The sequence below is a fragment of the Pseudomonas sp. GW821-FHT03A09 genome, assembly GCF_059421065.1.
The window spans coordinates 480686-501295 of record NZ_JBWKUX010000001.1 but is presented as its reverse complement, the minus strand read 5'-3'; the positions used below and the strand labels follow the sequence as shown (position 1 = coordinate 501295).

Below are 20610 nucleotides of genomic sequence, written 5' to 3'. Positions count from 1 at the left end.
GCCACCCTCGGGACCATAAAAACAATGAACCCCAGCCTGACTGAATCACCCGCGCTGTCACGGCGCGGCGTCTTGAAAATCGGCCTGTGTGCCAGCGCCTTCCTGGCCACCGCCGGGGTGGGCGCCAGCCTCAGCGGCTGCTCCAGCAGCACCCCGGCCAGCGGCTTTGCCATGCTACGCAGCAGTGACCTGCCCTTCCTTCGAGCGGTGATCCCAGTGCTGCTCGAAGGCGCAGCCAGCGCCCAGGAAGTGGCCAGCGGGATTGAAGACACCCTGAAAAAACTCGACTACAGCCTGCAACACCTGTCGCCGGAAATGTTCAAGCTCACCCAGCAACTGTTCGACGTATTGGGCATGGGCATCACCCGTGGGCCGTTGACCGGAATCTGGGGCAGTTGGGAAAACGCCAGCGCGGACCAGATCCGCAACTTCCTGTATCGCTGGGAAAACAGCTACCTGAACCTGCTGCGCATGGGCCAGGGCTCGCTGCTCAAACTGGTGATCATGGCCTGGTACTTCCGGCCGGCATCCTGGGCCCATTGCGGCTACCCCGGGCCGCCGAAGATCTAACCCTGGAAACCCAGCTCCCACAGTGATTGCAACTTCATACAAAAAGAAGAGTTCATTCCTATGCCCGTACCCGATCTGTTCCGCGACGGCCTGGCCCGCGGCTGGAAAACCCACAATGGTGCCGCCCTCGACCATGACCTCACCCTGGAGGCCGACGTGGCGATCATCGGCAGCGGTGCGGGAGGGGGCACCACGGCTGAAATCCTCAGTGCCGCCGGCTACAAGGTGCTGCTGATCGAAGAAGGCCCACTCAAAACCAGCAGCGATTTCAAACTGTTGGAAGACGAGGCCTACGCCAGCCTGTACCAGGAAGGCATTGGCCGCATGAGCAAAGACGGCGCGATCACTATCCTGCAAGGCCGAGCCGTGGGTGGCACCACGCTGATCAACTGGACGTCCAGCTTCCGCACGCCCGACGCCACGCTCTCACACTGGGCCAGTGAATACGCGGTCAAAGGCCACAGCAGCACCGAGATGGCGCCATGGTTCGAGAAAATGGAGCAACGCCTCGGCATCGCCCCCTGGGCCATTCCGCCCAATGCCAATAACGATGTGATCCGTAAAGGCTGCGAAAAACTCGGCTATAGCTGGCATGTGATCCCACGCAATGTACGCGGCTGCTTCAACCTGGGTTATTGCGGCATGGGCTGCCCGGTCAACGCCAAGCAATCGATGCTGGTGACGACTATCCCTTCCACCCTGGAAAAAGGTGGCGAACTGCTCTACCTGGCTCGTGCCGAGCACCTCAAGTACAGCGGCGACACCATCAGCAGCCTGGAATGCGTGGCCATGGACGAGCGCTGTGTGGCGCCCACCGGCCATAAAATTACAGTCAAGGCCAAGCATTACGTGCTGTCTGGTGGTGGCATCAACAGCCCGGCGCTGCTGATGCGCTCGGATGCGCCCGACCCGCATTCGCGCCTGGGCAAGCGTACGTTCCTGCACCTGGTGAATTTCTCCGCGGGGCTATTCGACGAGGTGATCAACCCGTTCTACGGCGCACCGCAGTCAATCTATTCCGACCACTTCCAATGGCAGGACGGCACCACCGGCAAAATGTCCTACAAGCTCGAAGCACCGCCCCTGCACCCGGGATTGGCCAGCACCCTGTTCGGTGGCTATGGCACGCAAAACGCGCTGGAGATGGGCCAACTGCCCCACACCCACGCCATGCTGGCGTTGCTGCGCGACGGCTTTCACCCCGACAGCCAAGGCGGCACCGTGGGCTTGCGTGGGGACGGCACGCCGGTGCTCGACTATCAGGTTTCGCCTTACGCCTGGGACGGTTTGCGCCGGGCCTTCCACAGCATGGCCGAGATCCAGTTCGCAGGAGGCGCCAAGTCGGTCAAGCCGTTGCACCACGATGCGCGTTACGTGAACACCTTGGCTGAGGCACGCAGCCTGATTGACGGCCTGAGTCTGGAACTGCATCGCACCACCCTGGGCAGCGCCCATGTAATGGGCGGTTGCGCCATGGGTGAAGATCCAAAAAACGCGGTAGCCGACAGCCTGGGTCGCCATCACCAACTGCGTAATCTGTCGATCCACGACGGCTCGCTGTTCCCCACCAGCATTGGTGCCAACCCGCAATTGTCGGTGTATGGCTTGACCGCACAACTGGCGACGGCATTGGCCGAACGTCTGAAAACGGCATGAATAAACCGGGTATTCGCGGTATCTATCTACATAAGTCGACTTGGCCGACCGGGATGGCTGCGATACCATCCGGTTCCCCAACGGACTCCGCCAGGACGACGCGATGAACCGAGTGTTGTACCCAGGTACCTTCGACCCGATTACCAAAGGCCATGGCGATCTGGTCGAACGCGCCTCTCGCCTGTTCGATCATGTGATCATTGCGGTCGCGGCCAGCCCCAAGAAAAACCCGCTGTTTCCCCTGGAACAGCGCGTGGAGCTGGCGCGTGAGGTCACCAAGCACCTGCCCAACGTGGAAGTAGTGGGTTTCTCCACACTGCTGGCACATTTCGCCAAAGAGCAGAACGCCAATGTATTCCTGCGTGGCCTGCGTGCGGTGTCGGACTTCGAATACGAATTCCAGCTGGCCAACATGAACCGCCAACTGGCGCCGGACGTGGAAAGCCTGTTCCTCACACCGTCGGAGCGTTATTCGTTCATTTCCTCGACGTTGGTCCGTGAAATCGCGGCGTTGGGCGGGGATATCACCAAGTTCGTGCACCCGGCCGTGGCCGATGCACTGACGCTGCGCTTCAAGAAGTAACACCGCTCAATCGGCGCCCGCTCGCACTGCGGGCGCCAATGCGGCACAATTGCGCGCATTAGTTTTCAGATGCCTTGGCTGACGGCCCTGGCAGGAGTTTCCATGTCCCTGATCATCACCGACGATTGCATCAATTGCGACGTCTGCGAACCCGAGTGCCCGAACGCTGCGATTTCCCAGGGTGAGGAGATCTACGTGATCGACCCCAACCTGTGCACCCAGTGTGTCGGCCACTACGACGAGCCTCAATGCCAGCAAGTGTGCCCGGTGGATTGCATTCCGCTGGATGAAGCCCATCCGGAGACGGAAGAGCAGCTGATGGCCAAGTATCGGTTGATTACCGGTAAGGCTTAAGGGCCTCATCGCAGGCAAGCCAGCTCCCACACTTGAACGTATTCACCCATCCAAATGTGGGAGCTGGCTTGCCTGCGATGGCGATATCAGCCATCACACAAGATCAGCTCTGGCATTTGGGGCAAAACACACTCGCCCGCTGCCCCAACACCACATTGCGCAACTCGGTCCCGCAGACTTTGCACGCCTCACCGCCCCGGCCGTAGACGAACAACTCCTGCTGGAAATACCCCGGTTGCCCATCGCCACCGATAAAGTCGCGCAATGTGGTGCCGCCTCGCTCGATGGCAGCCGCCAGTACACGTTTGATCTCAATCGCCAGCTTCAAGTACCGCGCCCGTGAAATGCCGCCGACCTCTCGGCGCGGGTCAATCCCCGCCGCGAACAGCGCTTCCGTCGCATAGATATTGCCCACACCTACCACCACCGCGTTGTCCATGATGTACGGTTTCACCGCCATCGAGCGCCCACGGGACAGTTTGAACAGGCGATCACCATCAAACAGGTCGGTCAAAGGCTCCGGCCCGAGGCGAATCAGCAGCTCATGGTTGTACGGGTCCTGGCTCCACAGCATCGCGCCGAAGCGTCGCGGGTCGGTGTAGCGCAGCGCCAGGCCGGATTCGAGTTCGATGTCCACATGCTCATGCTTGAGCGCCGGCAGGCCGACCTCCACCAGGCGAAGGTTGCCCGACATGCCCAAGTGGCTGATCAGGGTACCCACTTCAGCGTTGATCAACAGGTACTTGGCCCGCCGCTCCACTAGCACGATGCGCTGCCCGGACAGGCGCACATCCAAGTCTTCCGGGATCGGCCAGCGCAGGCGTCGTTCACGCACTACCACACGGCTGACGCGCTGGCCTTCCAGATGCGGCGCAATCCCGCGGCGGGTGGTTTCGACTTCGGGTAACTCGGGCATGTGGACCTCTTGAAGACAGGTTTAGTGGGCGCCCAGCTCGCGGATCGACAATTTCATGCTTTCGAAGTCGTAGTCCGACAGGCCCACGTAATCCAGCACCAAATGGCCGATGGCATTCCACTCATGGTCCACCGCCTGGTTGCCCAGCACGCGGTATGACGAGCAAATGTGCTCGGCCATTTTCAGGATCGCCAGCAGGTTTTTCAGTTGCGGGTTGCGCGATGACTCATCGCTGAAAATCGCCAAGGCATTGTGGTGGTTGGCGATGGCGTCGGTCACATGCTCCGGCAGGCGCCAGGATTTGGCGGTGTAGTAGCCGACCACTGCATGGTTGGTGTTGAACGCGTTGTTCTCGGTGTCGACCACGCGACAATCCGGGCCGGCGTTGGCGTAAGCCTCTTCCAGCACCGTCATGTAGTTGGGAAAGCGCTTGAGCATCAACGGCACGCCACAATCGTGGAACAGACCCAAGGCATACGCCTCGTCGATGGCTTGCGAACCGGTGCGCTTGGCCAGGGTCAGGCAGGTCATGGCCACATCCTGGGCGGTGTCCCAGAAACGGTTGAGGGTGACGATAGTGTCATCACTCATCTCACCCTTGATCGACTGCGCGTTGATCAAGTTGATGATCGAACGGCTGCCCAGCAGGTTCACCGCGCGCTGGATCGAAGCGATCTTGTTGCTCAAGCCGTAATACGGCGAGTTGACGATTTTCAGCAGTGCGCCGGACAGGCCGGGGTCCTGGGCGATCAACCGTGCGATCACTTCCAGGTCCGGGTCGGGCATGTACTGCTCCATCTGCAAATCCACCATGATTTGCGGTTGAGGCGGCACGCTGATGCCTTGCAGGGCCTGCTGGATCTGTTCGGGAGAAAGCTCTTGGGACATAAGTACACACTCTGGGCTAGGCGGGGATTCTAACCTCTATGCGAAGCTGACCGACACCTCAAAACCCGATCAAATGTGGGAGCTGGCTTGCCTGCGATAGCATCACCGCCGTACGTCAGATACACCGCGCCGTCTGCATCGCAGGCAAGCCAGCTCCCACATGAATCGGCCCGCAAAGGGTATACTCCCGCTCTTTTTTCCGGAGCGACGTCATGTCCCTGCCAAGCCTGCGTCTCAAAGCCAACGCCGATCGTCGTTTGCGCAACGGCCACCTGTGGGTCTACAGCAACGAAATCGATGTGGCCGCCACCCCACTTCACGGCTTCCAGGCAGGCGACCAGGCCATCCTGGAAGCGGCCGGCGGCAAGACCCTGGGCATCGTGGCCATGAGCCCGAACAACCTGATCTGCGCCCGCCTGCTGTCGCGCGACATCAAGTTGCCGCTGGACAAGTCGCTGCTGGTGCATCGCCTGAACGTCGCCCTGTCCCTGCGTGATCGCCTGTTCGACAAACCGTTCTATCGCCTGGTCTACGGCGATTCCGACCTGCTGCCGGGCCTGGTAGTCGATCGTTTCGGCGACATCCTGGTGGTGCAGATCGCTTCGGCGACCATGGAAGCCCATAAGGAAGACGTGATCGCTGCGCTGACCCAAGTGCTCAAGCCAAGCGGCATCCTGTTCAAGAACGACTCCGCCGCGCGCGATGCCGAAGGCCTCAATCGCTACGTTGAAACCGTGTTCGGCCTGGTGCCGGAGTGGGTTGCGCTGGAAGAAAACGGCGTGAAATTCGAAGCCCCGGTGATCCAGGGCCAGAAGACCGGCTGGTTCTACGACCACCGCATGAACCGTGCACGCCTGGCCCCATACGCCAAAGGCAAGCGCGTACTCGACCTGTACAGCTACATCGGCGGTTGGGGCGTGCAGGCTGCTGCTTTCGGCGCCAGTGAAGTGTTCTGCGTCGACGCCTCCGCCTTCGCCCTCGACGGCGTGGAGCGCAACGCTGCACTGAACGGCTTCGCCGAGAAGATGACGTGCATCGAAGGCGACGTCTTCGAGGCGTTGAAAGAATTGAAGGCCAGCGAAGAACGCTTCGACGTGATCGTCGCCGACCCACCGGCCTTCATCAAACGCAAGAAAGACATGAAAAACGGCGAAGGCGCCTATCGCCGCCTCAACGAACAAGCCATGCGCCTGCTCAGCAAGGACGGCATCCTCGTCAGCGCGTCGTGCTCCATGCACCTGCCGGAAGACGATCTGCAAAATATCCTGCTGACCAGCGCCCGCCATCTGGACCGCAATATCCAGATGCTGGAGCGCGGTGGCCAAGGCCCGGATCATCCGGTGCACCCGGCGATTGCCGAGACGCGCTACATCAAGAGCATTACTTGCCGGTTGTTGCCGAATAGCTAAGTAACACCGGATCACCTGTAGGAGCCGGCTTGCCGGTTCCTACAGGTGATCCGGGAAGCTGCCCACGTTACTTTTGATTGAATTCCATTTTTCACAGACTAGTATCGGTTTCTGGTTTTACTCCGGAAAACAAAAACAATGTCTGAGTCCACCTGCTCGCCCCCCATCAGTGGCGAGATAAAGCGCCAACAACTGTCCCGCTTTATCCTAATCACCTGCATCTCCCTGATCAGTTTTTTCCCGATCAATATCCTGCTGCCCTCTTTTCCCGCCTTGGCTGAAAGGTTCGATACGCCTACCGCCGAAGTCGCACTGTCCATCAGCTTGTTCACCCTGATCTTTTCCATTTCTCAGTTGGTCGCCGGCCCGCTGTCGGATAAATGGGGACGCAAGGAAGTCCTGATCGGCTGCATCACGCTGTCGATCCTGGGCGCCATCGGTTGCGCACTGTCGACGGACTACCTGACCTTCCTGCTGTTTCGCAGCGTCCAGGCCATGGGCTGCGGGTTCTTTGTACTGGGCCACGCGCTGGTGGAAGACCTGTTCGACGAACAAGATCGTGCCCGTGTGCGCCTCTATTACATGACCCTGAGCGGCTCGTTTGTCGCGCTGTCACCGCTGATCGGCTCCTGGCTGCAAACCACTTTCAACTGGCAAGGCAGCTTCTACGGCTTTGCCCTGATGGCATTGGGCATGTTGATCCACGCGTTCTGCATCCTGCCGTCGAAGTCCGCCAGCCCGCACCGCGAGCCGGTGTCCATCCTCGGCACACTTAAAGCGGTCGCACGCAATCGCGACTTCCTGCGTTACTGGTGGATCGCCGCGCTGGTGTTCGCCTGCTACTTCGCGCTGATCAGCGTGACGCCGCTGATTTTCATGGATGCGCTGAAACTCTCCGAATACCAGTACGCACTGGTGCTGATGGTGTACGGCGTGGCCTACCTTCTCGGTGGCGTTGCGGCCTCGCACCTGCAAAAACGCATCTCGCTGTCTCGGCAGATCAATATCGGCCTCGGGTTGCTGCTCGTCGCCGGTGTGTCGCTAACGCTGATCGTCAGCTTTGAGGCCATCACTACGGTGACCCTGCTGATCCCGATGCTGATCAGCGCGCTGGCCGTTACCCTGGTGCGCCCGGCCGCCATTTCTGCGGCGATGTTGCTGTTTTCAAGCAGCGCAGGCACGGCGGCATCGGCAGGCAACAGCATCATGTTCCTGACGGCCGCCGTCAGCAGCGCCGTCCTTGCGCAAACCGGGACACATCTATTGATGACCATCGGCGTGAGCTTCATTGTTTTCAGCCTCTGGGGTTGGCTGACGAACGCAAGGGTCGGGCGCTGATGTTTTCCATCCGCACGTCCCGTAAGCACTATCTCCACGCTTACGGCCATTCCCTCCCGCCGCCAGCGGTGTAGAATCGAGCCTATTCATCGCCAGTCATCCCCCGGCGGGTTTATGAGCTCGAGGCCCAAGCAAGCGGCGATCCCGCGACGCGAGTGGCAACTTCCGGACACACGGCCATTTCTGAGTGTTCCAGACGTCAATAGAAGCTCACTCCCTTTTCCGCACCTGATTAGTAAGTGATTAGCCGCCCGGAGTGCTCCATGCCAGATTACCGCTCGAAAACATCCACCCACGGCCGCAACATGGCCGGCGCCCGCGCACTGTGGCGTGCCACGGGGATGAAAGATGACGACTTCAAGAAGCCGATCATCGCGATTGCCAACTCGTTCACCCAGTTCGTACCCGGCCACGTCCACCTCAAGGACCTGGGCCAACTGGTCGCCCGCGAGATTGAACGCGCTGGCGGTGTAGCGAAAGAATTCAACACCATCGCCGTGGATGACGGCATCGCCATGGGCCATGACGGCATGCTGTATTCCCTGCCGAGCCGCGAAATCATCGCCGACTCCGTGGAGTACATGGTCAACGCCCACTGCGCCGACGCCATTGTGTGCATCTCCAACTGCGACAAGATCACCCCCGGCATGCTGATGGCGTCCCTGCGCCTGAACATCCCGGTGATCTTCGTTTCCGGCGGCCCGATGGAAGCCGGCAAGACCAAGCTCGCCTCCCACGGCCTCGACCTGGTCGACGCCATGGTCATCGCCGCCGATTCCAGCGCTTCTGACGAGAAGGTCGCGGAATACGAGCGCAGCGCATGCCCGACCTGCGGTTCGTGCTCCGGCATGTTCACCGCCAACTCGATGAACTGCCTGGTGGAAGCCCTGGGCCTCGCCTTGCCGGGCAACGGTTCCACCCTGGCCACCCACAGCGACCGCGAGCAGCTGTTCCTGCAGGCCGGCCGTACCATCGTCGAGCTGTGCAAGCGTTACTACGGTGAGAACGATGAGTCGGTGTTGCCGCGCAACATCGCCAACTTCAAGGCGTTCGAGAACGCCATGACCCTGGACATCGCCATGGGCGGTTCCACCAACACCATCCTGCACTTGCTGGCCGCGGCCCAGGAAGCCGAGATCGATTTCGACCTGCGCGACATCGACCGTCTGTCCCGTCACGTGCCGCAATTGTGCAAAGTTGCACCGAACATCCAGAAGTACCACATGGAAGACGTGCACCGTGCCGGCGGGATCTTCTCGATCCTGGGCTCCCTGGCCCGTGGCGGCCTGTTGCACACCGACCTGCCAACCGTGCACAGCCGTAGCATGGAAGAGGCCATTGCCAAGTGGGATATCACCCAGACCAACGACGAAGCGGTTCACCACTTCTTCAAGGCCGGCCCGGCGGGTATCCCGACCCAGACCGCGTTCAGCCAGTCGACCCGCTGGGACACCCTGGACGACGACCGTGAAAACGGCTGCATCCGCAGTGTCGAGCACGCCTACTCCCAAGAAGGTGGCCTGGCCGTGCTGTACGGCAACATCGCCTTGGACGGCTGCGTGGTGAAAACCGCGGGTGTGGATGAGTCCATCCATGTCTTCGAAGGTCGCGCCAAGATCTACGAAAGCCAGGACAGCTCGGTTCGCGGCATCCTCGCCGACGAAGTGAAAGAAGGCGACATCGTGATCATCCGCTACGAAGGCCCGAAAGGCGGCCCGGGTATGCAGGAGATGCTCTACCCGACCTCCTACCTGAAATCCAAAGGCCTGGGCAAAGCCTGCGCCTTGCTGACCGATGGTCGCTTCTCTGGCGGCACCTCGGGCCTGTCCATCGGCCACGCTTCGCCAGAAGCGGCAGCAGGCGGCGCGATTGGCCTGGTGCAGGATGGCGACAAGGTGCTGATCGACATTCCAAACCGCTCGATCAACCTGTTGATCGGCGATGAAGAACTGGCGGCACGCCGAGTCGAGCAGGACAAGAAAGGCTGGAAGCCAGTGGAGAAGCGTCCGCGCAAAGTCACCACCGCGCTGAAGGCTTACGCCCTGCTGGCTACCAGTGCCGACAAGGGTGCGGTGCGTAACAAGGCGATGCTTGACGGCCTGTAAGCCCCGCTCATAAAAATGAAGATCAAATGTGGGAGGGGGCTTGCCCCCGATGGCGACCTGTCAGTGGATACATCTACAACTGACCTACCGCTATCGGGGGCAAGCCCCCTCCCACATTCATCAGTTACTGAATCTCGTCAGGCTTGACGATCACCCAGTTCTTGTCCGCCGTCACCGGCAACCCTTCCTTGGCCTGCGCCGCTGCATGCTTGGCCATCATGCCGTTGAGCTGGGTCATGTACTTGTCTTTGCGGTTGACCCACAAGTGGATGCCCCCCTTGGCCACGTCCACATCGTGGAACAGCATGTAGCCATCGCTGGTTGGGGTATCGCCGCCCACCAGTACGGGTTTTTTCCATTCATCGATGTAAGTGAGGATCGCCGCGTGCTTGCCGGCCATCCAGGTTGCCGGGGTCCACAGGTACGGGGTGAGCTCCAGGCCGAGGTTAGCCTTCTCGTCATATTTGCCAGCAGTGATCTGTTTGCGTGCAGTGGTCAGTTCGCCGGTCTTGCGATCCTTGAGCAGGGTGCTCACGCCAATCACATTCTCCGGCTTGACGTTGTAGCCGTACTTCGGATCGGCCGCGACCATGCGTACCAGCTCTTCCGAGGCGGCGGTCATCACATACACGTCGATGCCGTTTTCCATCAGCTTGTTGTACAGCTCAGCCTGGCCGGTAAAGACCTTCGGCGGTTGTACCTCGGAGGTCTTCACCACGTCGCCTTCGTAATAGGTGACCGGTACAGGCTTGCCGGAGGCCATCAGCTCATCCACGTAGCCCTTGAGTTCCTTGAGGGTGAAGCCGGAAAAAATCTGCGCCACCCACGGGTAGCAGACCATGTCGTCGACTTCGCAGAGGCGGTAGTAATAGCTGAACAGGCTTTCCTTGTGGTCGGCGGTGTCCTTGAACGGCATCAGCTTCAGGGAGGGGTCCATGGTGTCGCGGGTGATCAGGCCCTTGTTTTCCAGGTACGGCAGCAGGGACTCTTCGAGGTCGTAGCGGTAGCTGGTGTTGTCCATGTCGAACACCGCGAAGTTACCCTTGTTGGCGTTCGCGGCGATCATCTTGTTCAGCTGCTCGGCGGCGGGCGCCGGCCAGTGCTTCAACTCGGTGGCGGCAAATGCCTGGCTGGCGAGGCCGAGGCAGAAGGCGGCGGCAAGTAGTTTTGGCGCGAGCTTCATAAGCGTTTTCTCCCTGAGTGAAAGACATCGACGCTAACAAATCTGTATGACAGTTATCGCCCGAGCACGACCGCTTACGTCGTGATAACGCCAAAGGCATGTGCCTGAGCGTCAAACGCTTATTCCAAAAACGACAGTCACCATTCCATATCGGTATTAAATCAATATATTTCAAGCTGTTAAGCTTTCCGGTTCGCAATCGCAGGCTCGCGCGATTGGCTGCCTTCTCAACGGAGCTTCAATGAATCTGCCCCTGATTCTCAACTTACTGGTGTTCGTGGCCCTGTTGCTGGGCCTGGCACAAACCCGTCGCACAAACTGGAGCCTCGCCAAGAAGGTGCTCTTTGCCCTCGTCCTTGGCGTGGTATTCGGTGCGGCGTTGCACACGATTTATGGCGACGGTAACCCGGTGCTCAAAGCCTCGATCGGTTGGTTCGACCTGGTCGGCAATGGTTACGTGCAACTGCTGCAAATGATCGTGATCCCGCTGGTGTTCGCCTCGATCCTGAGTGCTGTGGCACGCCTGCATAACGCCTCGTCCCTGGGCAAGATCAGCTTCCTGACCATCGGCACACTGCTGTTCACCACCGCGATTGCAGCGCTGATCGGCATTGGCCTGACCAACCTGTTCGGCCTGACCGCCGAGGGTTTGGTGGCCGGCACCCAGGAAATGGCGCGCCTGCAAGTGATCCAGAGCGATTACGCGGGCAAGGTGGCCGACCTGAATATCCCGCAGTTGCTGCTGTCGTTCGTACCGGCCAACCCATTCGCCGACCTGGCCCGCGCCAAGCCGACGTCGATCATCAGTGTGGTGATCTTTGCCGCGTTCCTCGGGGTTGCCGCGCTGCAACTGCTCAAGGATGACGTGGAAAAGGGCCAGAAAGTGCTCAACGCCATCGACACTCTGCAAGCCTGGGTGATGCGCCTGGTACGCCTGGTGATGAAACTGACCCCTTACGGCGTATTGGCGCTGATGACCAAGGTGGTCGCCGGCTCCAACCTGCAAGACATCATCAAGCTCGGCAGTCTTGTGGTGGTGTCGTACCTGGCCCTGGGCCTGATGTTCGTGGTGCATGGCGTGCTGCTGTCCGTGGCCGGGATCAACCCGCTGCGGTTCTTCCGCAAGGTGTGGCCCGTGCTGACGTTTGCCTTCACCAGCCGCTCCAGCGCGGCGGCGATTCCACTGAGCATTGAGGCGCAGACCCGCCGTCTGGGCATCCCGCAATCCATCGCCGGTTTCGCCGCGTCGTTTGGCGCCACGATTGGCCAGAATGGTTGTGCCGGTCTCTACCCGGCGATGTTGGCGGTGATGGTTGCCCCGACGGTAGGCATCAACCCGCTGGACCCATTGTGGATCGCGACTCTGGTGGCGATTGTGACCTTGAGTTCGGCGGGTGTGGCAGGCGTGGGCGGTGGTGCGACGTTTGCCGCACTGATCGTGCTGCCGGCCATGGGGTTGCCGGTGTCACTGGTGGCGCTGCTGATTTCCGTGGAGCCGCTGATCGACATGGGCCGTACGGCGTTGAACGTGAATGGTTCGATGACGGCGGGGGCGATTACCAGCCAGATCATGGGGCAGACGGACAAAGAGCTGCTGAATGCCGATGAGCATGCTGAGTTAGCGCAAGTCTGATAGACCGCTATCGGGGGCAAGCCCCCTCCCACATTTTGATCTGTGAACACAGTCAAGTGTGGGAGCTGGCTTGCCTGCGATGCTTTTAGGCTTTCTCCCAAACCTCAAAGTTGTACGCCGGCTTGTCACCTTCCGCCGGGTTCTCCAGATTTGACACCAACTTCCACTGGGCCTGATCAAACGCCGGAAACCACGCATCCCCTTCCGGGCTCAACGCCACGCGCGTCAGATACAGGCGATCCGCCTGCTCCAGTCCCTGTGCATACAGCTGCGCACCGCCGATCAGCATCAGCTCATCCACGCCCTGCTCCAGTGCCCACGCCTCGGCGCGTTCCACTGCCGCGTCCAGTGATGGAAAAACTTCCGCACCTTCAAGCTTAAGATCGGTCTGACGGCTGACCACAATGTTCAGGCGCCCCGGCAACGGTCGGCCCAGGGAATCCCAGGTCTTGCGCCCCATGATGATCGGCTTGCCGAGCGTGGTGGCCTTGAAATATTTGAAATCCCCCGGCAAATGCCAGGGCATGCTGTTGTCGACGCCGATCACACGGTTTTCACCGAGGGCTGCGATCAGGCTTAAAGGGAGAGTTTTTTTCATGGCAACGAGAATACCAGAGCCACGGCTCTGCGGTTATGCTCCAACCTCACTTGCTCAACAGGACGGCGCGTGACTGCACTTACCCCCCTGCACAAACTCTGGCTGACAGAAACCGTGCGCCTGCGTGAAGAACACGCCGGTCTCCTGGAAGACCTGGAAGCCAACCGCCTGGCCCGCACGGCCGGTGGCGACCTGCCGACACGCATCCAGCAGCGCGCCCTGCACCTGGCAGAGCGCGATGGCTTGACCGCCGCCCTCACCCGCTGGCTGCAAGGCGCCCGCCTGGCCTTGGTGCTGCTGGCCATCGTAGCGGTCATCAGTGGCGCCGGCCTGGCCTTTGCCGCGTTGGGAAACGGGCTGACGCCGGTCAACGTGTTCTGGGCCTTGGGCAGCCTGCTCGGGTTGAACCTGATCCTGTTGATCAGTTGGGCCTTGGGCCTGCTGTTTGCCGGTGAGCACGGTGCCAGCCTTGGACGCTTATGGTTATGGCTCAGCGAAAAGCTCGCCCGCGACGCCAAGGCCGCACAGTTGGCACCGGCGCTGTTGTTGTTGCTACAACGGCAGAAACTCAATCGCTGGGCGGTCGGCATATTGGTCAACAGCCTGTGGCTACTCGCCCTGCTCAGTGCCATGGCGATCCTGCTGACGCTGCTCGCCACCCGCCGCTACGGTTTCGTGTGGGAAACCACCATCCTTGGCGCCGACACCTTCGTCGCCGTCACCCAGGCCCTCGGCACCCTGCCAGCACTGCTAGGCTTCAACGTGCCCACCGTCGAGATGATCCGCGCCAGCGGTGATTCCGCCCTGAATATCGAAAGCGCTCGCCAGGCCTGGGCCGCGTGGTTGGTCGGCGTGTTGCTGGTCTACGGCCTGCTGCCGCGCCTGATCCTCGCCCTGCTCTGCCTGTGGCGCTGGAAGCGCGGGCGCGCCGCCTTGCGCCTGGACCTCAACCTGCCCGGCTACAGCCAGTTGCGCGAACGCCTGATGCCCAGCAGCGAACGGCTCGGGGTCAATGACGCCGCGCCCGAACAGTTGCACCACGTCAGCGGCGGCGCCAGCGAATTGGAAAGCGACGGCGCCCTGCTGGTAGCCATCGAGTTGGACGAGCAACACCCGTGGCCGCCCAAGTTGCCCGCCAGCGTAAAGAACGCCGGCATCCTCGACAGTCGCGAGTCGCGCCACAAACTGCTGGAACAACTCACCCGCTTCCCACCCGCGCGCCTGGCCATCGCCTGCGACCCACGGCGCTCGCCGGATCGCGGCAGCCTGGCACTGATCGCCGAACTGGCGCGCAGCGCTACCGCCACCCGCGTCTGGCTGCTGCAAGCGCCGCCCGGCCAGGCGCTGGATGCCGAACGCCTGGGTGACTGGCACACCGCACTGCAACAGCTTGATCTGGCATTCGCCGACTGCGCGCCGCTGAATTGGCTGGAGACCGGTCATGACTAAACCACTGAAACTCGCCGTGGTCGGCCACACCAACGTCGGCAAGACTTCGTTGCTGCGTACGCTGACCCGTGATGTGGGCTTCGGCGAAGTCTCCCATCGCCCGAGCACCACGCGGCATGTCGAAGGCGCACGCTTGTCGGTGGACGGTGAGCCCTTGCTGGAGCTGTACGACACACCCGGCCTGGAAGATGCCATCGCCCTGCTCGACTACTTGGAGCGCTTGGATCGCCCCGGTGAACGCCTCGACGGTCCTGCGCGCCTGATGCGCTTTCTGGAAGGCAGCGAAGCACGCCAGCGTTTCGAACAGGAAGCCAAAGTGTTGCGCCAACTGCTGGCCTCGGACGCAGGTTTGTATGTGATCGACGCTCGCGAACCGGTGCTGGCCAAGTACCGCGATGAGCTGCAAGTGCTGGCCAGTTGCGGCAAACCGTTGCTGCCGGTGCTCAACTTTGTCAGCAGCAGCGACCACCGCGAGCCGGACTGGCGCGAAGCCCTGGCGCGTCTTGGTCTGCATGCACTGGTGCGATTCGACAGCGTGGCACCACCGGAAGATGGCGAACGGCGCCTGTATGAAAGCCTCGCCTTGCTGCTGGAAAACGCCCGCCCACAGTTGGAGCGGTTGATTCTCGACCAGGAAGCCCAGCGCCAAGCCCGCCAGCAAAGCGCCGCCCGCTTGATCGTCGACCTGTTGATCGACTGCGCCGCCTGCCGACGCAGCGTGGTCACCGAAGATGAGCAGCAAGCCATCGGCGACCTGCGCAAAGCCGTGCGCCAACGCGAACAGAAATGCGTGGAAGCCCTGCTCAAGTTGTTCGGCTTTCGCCCGCAGGATGCGGCCGCCAGCGACTTGCCACTACTGGACGGCCGCTGGGGCGATGACCTGTTCAACCCGGAAACCCTCAAGCAACTCGGCGTGCGCGTCGGCGGTGGAATTGCCGCAGGCGCGGCCGCCGGTGCCGGTGTGGATCTGTTGGTCGGCGGCTTGACCCTGGGCGCCGCCGCCCTGGCCGGCGCGATTGCCGGTGGTGCGCTGCAAACCGCGCGCAGCTATGGCAGCCGCCTGCTGGGCAAGATCAAAGGCCAGCGCGAACTGACCGTGGACGACAGCGTGCTGCGCCTGCTCGCCCTGCGCCAGCGCCAGCTGCTCAAGGCCTTGAACCTGCGTGGCCACGCGGCGATGCACAGCATCAAGGTCGACACGCCCCAGGATAAAACCTGGCGCGAAGGCAAGTTGCCGGACGCCTTGCACAAGGCCCGCGCCCATCCGCAATGGTCGTCCCTCAACCCCCACGCCAAACTCAGCCAGACCGAGCGTCAGGAACAGGTCGAGGCCCTGGCTCTGCGCCTGAACGAAACCTAAGCCGTCAGCACCTGCCGCGCCTTGGCCTTGAGCACTTCAAGGTCGAGCACCGGCACGTGCATTTCCTTGGCCTGTTCGTCCCAGTGGCGCAGGCGCAGGCTGACATGGCAGAGCGGGTCCTGTTCAAAAGCCTGGGCTTCTTCTGGCGTCATGACGCCCCCCTGATACTCCAGAGTACGGCGGCTGGCTTCACTTAGACGAGCGTAATACTCCGGCTGACTGAAAGTCAGGTAACGCTTGGCTTGCACGTGATACTCCACCAACTTGGCCATGCGCTCGCTGAACCCTGCGCGGCGCAAATAATCCGCCCCCAGCCGCTCGTGGCTGACCACGCCATAACCGCCCATGTTTTCGCCACCCTGCCCGCAGATGTGCCCGATGTCGTGGAAAAACGCCGCCAACACCACTTCATCATCAAAACCTTCGGCCATCGCCAACTGCGCAGCCTGGGACATGTGCTCGATCTGCGACACCGGCTCACCGATGTAATCCGCCGTGCCGTGCTGCTCGTACAGGCCGAAGACTTCGGCAATCACCTGCTCCCGATTCATCACACCGCGCCCCACAATGCGCTGATATTGCGCTCGGCCATCGCCGGCCCGACGCTCATGCCCACGCCGGTGTGCATCAACGCAGCGCTCACCCCCGGCGCCGCACGCAAGAACGAGAACGGCCCCGGACCCCGTGAGCCGTAGACACCTTGCCAGCGCTCCACCACCTGGATCTTGCAACCCAAGGTCTGTTCAGCCAGCTCGATCATCCAATCATCGACCTGCTCGGCATTGAACGGCGAGGCATCGCTGCCGTAATCGTGAGAATCGCCGATGATCAGCTCGCCATGGGGCGTTGGGCTGATCAGCAGGTGGATGCCGTGTTCATGCAGGTAAGGCGCTTCACGCAGGATCTGTGCCTGCACCGGCGCCGCTTCGGGCAAATCGGCAAAGGCGCCGTAGTGCACGCAGCTGAGGCCCGTGAGCAAAGCGTGTTGCAGGTTCAGGTTCACCGCTGGCCGCGCGCGAAGCATTTGCAGACGGCAGATGCTTGGATTGAGTTCGGCGATCGACTCGGCCAGCAAGGTTTGGTAGTCATGGCCGGAGCACACGATGATCTGCTCGCCGCGAAAGCTCCCTGCCGTGGTGTGCACCTGGCCGGGTTCAACATCGCGCACCAAGGTGGAGAAATGAAACTCCACCTTCAGTTCTTGAGCCAGGTAGTTGATCAGCACCGGAATCGCTTCGCGGGAATACAACTGTTGATCGTCCTTGCCGTGCAGCGCGGCGCGGTGATGGCGGAACTGGCCGCCATACAGATCCTTCATCGCCGCGCCTTGCAGCAGCTCGACGTTATAGGCGTGCTCCTGGGCACGGCCAGCACAGAAGGCTTCCAGCAGATGTTCTTCGGCCTCGGTACGGGCGAACAGATAGGAGCCGTTGCGCTTGAGCTGCAGCCCGGCCACCTGGGCCCAGTGACCCCAGATGGCTCGGCTTTCTCGTGCCAGGTCGAGCATCGGCCCCGGCGGTTGCCCGGTAACCAGGGCCTGGCCGAAGTTGCGCACCGAGGCGCCGAGCGGTGTGGCGCTGCGCTCGAACACCTTGACCTTGAGGCCGCGTTTGGCGGCGGCATAGGCATGGGACAGGCCGAGGATGCCGGCGCCGACAATTAGCAGATCGGTGTGGTGTGTCATGCAATGATGTCCTGTTTTCAAGACCGCCATCGGGGGCAAGCCCCCTCCCACACTTAACTGTGTTTACAAATCTAAATGTGGGAGGGGGCTTGCCCCCGATGAGGCCATCAGCCCTAACGAAAACCTTACTGACCGGCAACCTTCTCCGACTTCCCGTCATAGCGCTTGCGCCATTCAGTCAGGATGCTGTCGCGGTTTTTCGAGGCCCAGGCAAAGTCGTTCTTGATCAACCGCTGCTCATAGTCAGCCGGCAATTCGGTCTGCGGCTTGGCAATGCCCGGTTGGGCGAGGACGGCAAAGTTGTCCTTGTACAGTTCCATCGCAGCAGGGCTGGCGGAGAAGTCGGCCAGCTTCTTCGCGGCGTCCGCATGGGCAGTGCCCTTGATCACAGCGGTCGCTTCAATGTCCCAGCCCAGGCCTTCTTTCGGCAGGATGATGTCCAGCGGCGCGCCTTGACGTTTCAATTGCACGGCTGGGTACTCAAAGGAAATGCCGATCGGGAATTCACCCGAAGCCGCCAGCTTGCACGGCTTGGAACCGGAGTGAACGTACTGGCCGATGTTCTGGTGCAGATCGTCCATGTACTGCCAGCCTTGCTTCTCGCCGTAGGTCTGCAACCAGGCGCTCACATCCAGGAAACCCGTGCCGGAGGACGCCGGGTTCGGCATCACGATCTTGCCCTTGTATTCAGGTTTGGTCAGGTCTTGCCAGCTCACCGGCTTGGTCAGGCCCTGCTTTTCGGCTTCGACGGTGTTGAAGCAGATGGTCGCGGCCCACACGTCCATGCCAACCCAGGCGGGCGGATTGGCGGGGTCGCGGTAGTTCTTGCCGATCTTGTCCAGGTCCTTCGGTGCGTAGTTATCCAACATGCCCTGCTGGTCCAGGATCGCCAGGCTGGAAGCCGCCAAGCCCCAGACGGCATCGGCTTGCGGGCGGTCTTTCTCGGCCAGAAGCTTGGCGGTGATGATCCCGGTGGAATCACGGACCCACTTGATCTCAATGTCGGGGTTGGCCTTTTCGAACGCTTGCTTGTAGGACTTCAACTGCTCGGCTTCGAGGGCCGTGTACACGGTGAGGTCAGTCTTGGCGAAGGCATTCAGGCTGAATGCAGTGAGTACGCCAGCGACCAGCGCCAGGGGCTTGAACATGGAACACCTCCTTCAAGGATGATTATTGGCCAGGCGCGGTCTGGCGCCAGGCTTGGGAACGGCGCAACGCGCCACGCGAGGCCCACGCCAGCAGCAGCGAGACACCGGCCGAAGTGAACAGGATCAGGGTCGACATCGCCGCCGCGCCGCCCACGTTGCCGGCGTCGTCCATGTTCAACACGGCAACGGCGGCGAGGATGGTGTCGGGGCTGTAGAGGAAGATCGCGGCCGACACGGTGGTCATCGCCGACACAAACAAGTAGCGCACGATGTCCAGCAGCGCCGGCAGGCAGATCGGCACTGTCACGCGCAGATAGTGGCGGTACAGCGGTGCCTTGAGCGACAGCGCGGCGGCTTCGAACTCGGCGTCCAACTGGCGCAGGGCCGTGGTCGCAGTCATCTGGGCGGTGGTCAGATAGTGCGCAATCGTGCACACCACCAGTAACGTCATGGTCCCGTAGAACACATGCAGCGGGTTGCCTTTGAGGTTGAAAAAGAACACGTAGCCCAAGCCCAGCACCAGCCCCGGCACGGCCATCGGCACGAAGCTGAGCATGCGCAATGCCAGGTTCAGGCCTTTCTGGCCCCGGGTCTTTTCCATCAAATACGCGCCAGTAAAGATCAGCACGCTGCCAATCAACGCTGTGCACAGGGCCATGGTCAGGCTGTTGCGATAGGCCAGCCAGCCACCGCCGGCCGTGTCTTCGAACTGGTAGTGATTGAGTGACAGCGACAGGTTGTACGGCCAGAACTTCACCAACGAGGAATACACTGCCATGCCGAACACCAGCAGCAATACCGCGCAGATCAACACCACGATGGCCAGGTAGCAGTTATCCCGCAAACGCGATGGCGCCGGTTGGAAGACCTGGGCGCGACCGCTCATGGAGTCGCCATGACGGCGACGCAGCCAGGCATCGACCCCAAAGCTGAACAGCGCCGGCAGCAGCAACACCATGCCGATCAACGCGCCGCGACCGAACTGCTGCTGGCCGACCACCGCCTTGTAGGCTTCCAGCGCCAGCACTTGGTAATCCCCACCGACGACAACGGGCACACCGAAGTCGGTGATGGTCAGGGTGAACACCAGGCAAAACGCAGCGAATACGGCCTGGCGCGTGGCTGGCCAGGTAATGCTGCGAAACGCCCGAGAGGGGCTGGCGCCCATGCTGGACGCGGCATCGAACAAACGCGCATCCGCCAGGGACAGCGCCGACAGCAAAATCATCAAAGCATGTGGGAAGGTGTAGATCACCTCGCCCAGCACAATGCCCCAAAAGCCGTAGATGTTGTCCGAGAGCAACCCCCGCAACATGCCCTGGTTGCCGAACAGGTAGACCAATGCAATGCCCGGCAGCATCGACGGCGCCATCAATGGCAACAGCGACATGCCGCGCCAAATGGCTTTGCCGGGAATCAGCGTGCGTTGCAGGGCGTAGGCAAACAGATAAGCCAGCGGTACGACGATGGCCGCTACGCTGAGGGACACTTTCAGGCTATTGCCCAGTAACCAGTGGAAGTTGTCGCTGGTCACCAGTTCCCGCGCGGCGACTAAACCACCGCCCTGCCCGGCTTCGCTGCTGAAACCACGCCAAAAGATCGCCAGCAATGGCAACAATACGGCCACGCCCAGCAGGCACAGCCAGAGCAGTTTGCCACCCACCACAAAGAGGCGGTCGCCCAGCTCGGCACGGGACGCCTGACGCGGTACAGGCAAGGTCATGACTACGGCCATC

At 61.3% G+C, this 20610-nt stretch carries 18 protein-coding genes; 10 read left to right on the top strand and 8 right to left on the bottom strand.

The window, feature by feature from the left end; genetic code table 11:
* Positions 1–24: 24 nt before the first annotated feature.
* The 4 genes from AC07V4_RS02350 (at position 25) to AC07V4_RS02335 (ending at position 3163) form a co-directional block, all read left to right on the top strand.
* Positions 25–570, top strand: a complete 546-nt coding sequence (locus tag AC07V4_RS02350) for a twin-arginine translocation pathway signal protein (protein ID WP_492634978.1) — start codon at positions 25–27, stop codon at positions 568–570.
* 60 nt (positions 571–630) lie between these two features.
* Entirely contained in the window at positions 631–2226 is a 1596-nt protein-coding gene (locus tag AC07V4_RS02345) for a GMC family oxidoreductase (RefSeq protein ID WP_492634979.1), read from the top strand.
* 103 nt (positions 2227–2329) lie between these two features.
* Positions 2330–2809 (top strand): pantetheine-phosphate adenylyltransferase, encoded by a 480-nt coding sequence (coaD, locus tag AC07V4_RS02340; protein ID WP_003176711.1) that lies wholly within the window; start codon positions 2330–2332, stop codon positions 2807–2809.
* 102 nt (positions 2810–2911) lie between these two features.
* Positions 2912–3163, top strand: coding sequence for a YfhL family 4Fe-4S dicluster ferredoxin (locus tag AC07V4_RS02335; protein ID WP_017139475.1), 252 nt, complete (start codon positions 2912–2914; stop codon positions 3161–3163).
* A gap of 103 nt (positions 3164–3266) precedes the next feature.
* On the opposite strand, the gene mutM is transcribed toward AC07V4_RS02335, so the two are convergent.
* Together mutM and AC07V4_RS02325 are read right to left on the bottom strand one after the other, a co-directional pair.
* Positions 3267–4079 (bottom strand): bifunctional DNA-formamidopyrimidine glycosylase/DNA-(apurinic or apyrimidinic site) lyase, encoded by an 813-nt coding sequence (gene mutM, locus AC07V4_RS02330; protein WP_492634980.1) that lies wholly within the window; start codon positions 4077–4079, stop codon positions 3267–3269.
* A 21-nt stretch (positions 4080–4100) separates the two neighbouring features.
* Complete coding sequence (locus AC07V4_RS02325; protein WP_492635286.1) at positions 4101–4913, bottom strand: HDOD domain-containing protein; 813 nt, start codon at positions 4911–4913, stop codon at positions 4101–4103.
* Between the two features lie 266 nt (positions 4914–5179).
* Here AC07V4_RS02325 and AC07V4_RS02320 point away from each other — a divergent pair, with 266 nt between their 5' ends.
* The 3 genes from AC07V4_RS02320 to ilvD all read left to right on the top strand — a co-directional run bounded on the left by AC07V4_RS02320 (position 5180) and on the right by ilvD (position 9819).
* Entirely contained in the window at positions 5180–6376 is a 1197-nt protein-coding gene (locus AC07V4_RS02320) for a class I SAM-dependent rRNA methyltransferase (RefSeq protein ID WP_003195152.1), read from the top strand.
* A gap of 138 nt (positions 6377–6514) precedes the next feature.
* Positions 6515–7714: an MFS transporter gene (locus tag AC07V4_RS02315; protein ID WP_492634981.1), complete on the top strand. Its 1200-nt coding sequence runs from the start codon at positions 6515–6517 to the stop codon at positions 7712–7714.
* A 263-nt stretch (positions 7715–7977) separates the two neighbouring features.
* Complete coding sequence (gene ilvD / locus AC07V4_RS02310) at positions 7978–9819, top strand: dihydroxy-acid dehydratase (RefSeq protein WP_492634982.1); 1842 nt, start codon at positions 7978–7980, stop codon at positions 9817–9819.
* Between the two features lie 124 nt (positions 9820–9943).
* Here the strand turns inward: ilvD and AC07V4_RS02305 are convergent, their stop codons facing one another.
* Positions 9944–11002, bottom strand: a complete 1059-nt coding sequence (locus AC07V4_RS02305) for an HAD family hydrolase (RefSeq protein ID WP_492634983.1) — start codon at positions 11000–11002, stop codon at positions 9944–9946.
* Between the two features lie 241 nt (positions 11003–11243).
* Here AC07V4_RS02305 and AC07V4_RS02300 point away from each other — a divergent pair, with 241 nt between their 5' ends.
* Positions 11244–12635, top strand: a complete 1392-nt coding sequence (locus AC07V4_RS02300) for an L-cystine transporter (protein WP_492634984.1) — start codon at positions 11244–11246, stop codon at positions 12633–12635.
* 85 nt (positions 12636–12720) lie between these two features.
* On the opposite strand, the gene AC07V4_RS02295 is transcribed toward AC07V4_RS02300, so the two are convergent.
* A complete protein-coding gene (locus tag AC07V4_RS02295) occupies positions 12721–13233 on the bottom strand; it encodes a dihydrofolate reductase (RefSeq protein ID WP_492634985.1) in 513 nt (170 codons plus the stop codon).
* Positions 13234–13302: 69 nt separating this feature from the next.
* On the opposite strand from AC07V4_RS02295, the gene AC07V4_RS02290 reads away from it, so the two are divergent.
* A complete protein-coding gene (locus tag AC07V4_RS02290) occupies positions 13303–14682 on the top strand; it encodes a DUF2868 domain-containing protein (protein ID WP_492634986.1) in 1380 nt (459 codons plus the stop codon).
* The gene (locus tag AC07V4_RS02285) at positions 14675–16042 is read left to right on the top strand and encodes a GTPase/DUF3482 domain-containing protein (protein WP_492634987.1); all 1368 of its coding nucleotides are present in this window, start codon (positions 14675–14677) and stop codon (positions 16040–16042) included. Before AC07V4_RS02290 ends, AC07V4_RS02285 begins: the two co-directional genes overlap by 8 nt.
* On the opposite strand, the gene AC07V4_RS02280 is transcribed toward AC07V4_RS02285, so the two are convergent.
* From AC07V4_RS02280 to AC07V4_RS02265, 4 genes are all read right to left on the bottom strand, one after another.
* Positions 16039–16593, bottom strand: a complete 555-nt coding sequence (locus AC07V4_RS02280) for a phosphonate degradation HD-domain oxygenase (protein WP_492634988.1) — start codon at positions 16591–16593, stop codon at positions 16039–16041. The genes AC07V4_RS02285 and AC07V4_RS02280 overlap by 4 nt on opposite strands.
* Positions 16593–17726 (bottom strand): TIGR03364 family FAD-dependent oxidoreductase, encoded by a 1134-nt coding sequence (locus AC07V4_RS02275; protein ID WP_492634989.1) that lies wholly within the window; start codon positions 17724–17726, stop codon positions 16593–16595. Before AC07V4_RS02275 ends, AC07V4_RS02280 begins: the two co-directional genes overlap by 1 nt.
* Before the next feature lie 125 nt (positions 17727–17851).
* Complete coding sequence (locus AC07V4_RS02270) at positions 17852–18874, bottom strand: putative 2-aminoethylphosphonate ABC transporter substrate-binding protein (protein WP_431753664.1); 1023 nt, start codon at positions 18872–18874, stop codon at positions 17852–17854.
* A gap of 22 nt (positions 18875–18896) precedes the next feature.
* The gene (locus tag AC07V4_RS02265) at positions 18897–20609 is read right to left on the bottom strand and encodes a putative 2-aminoethylphosphonate ABC transporter permease subunit (protein ID WP_492634990.1); all 1713 of its coding nucleotides are present in this window, start codon (positions 20607–20609) and stop codon (positions 18897–18899) included.
* Position 20610: the final 1 nt, after the last annotated feature.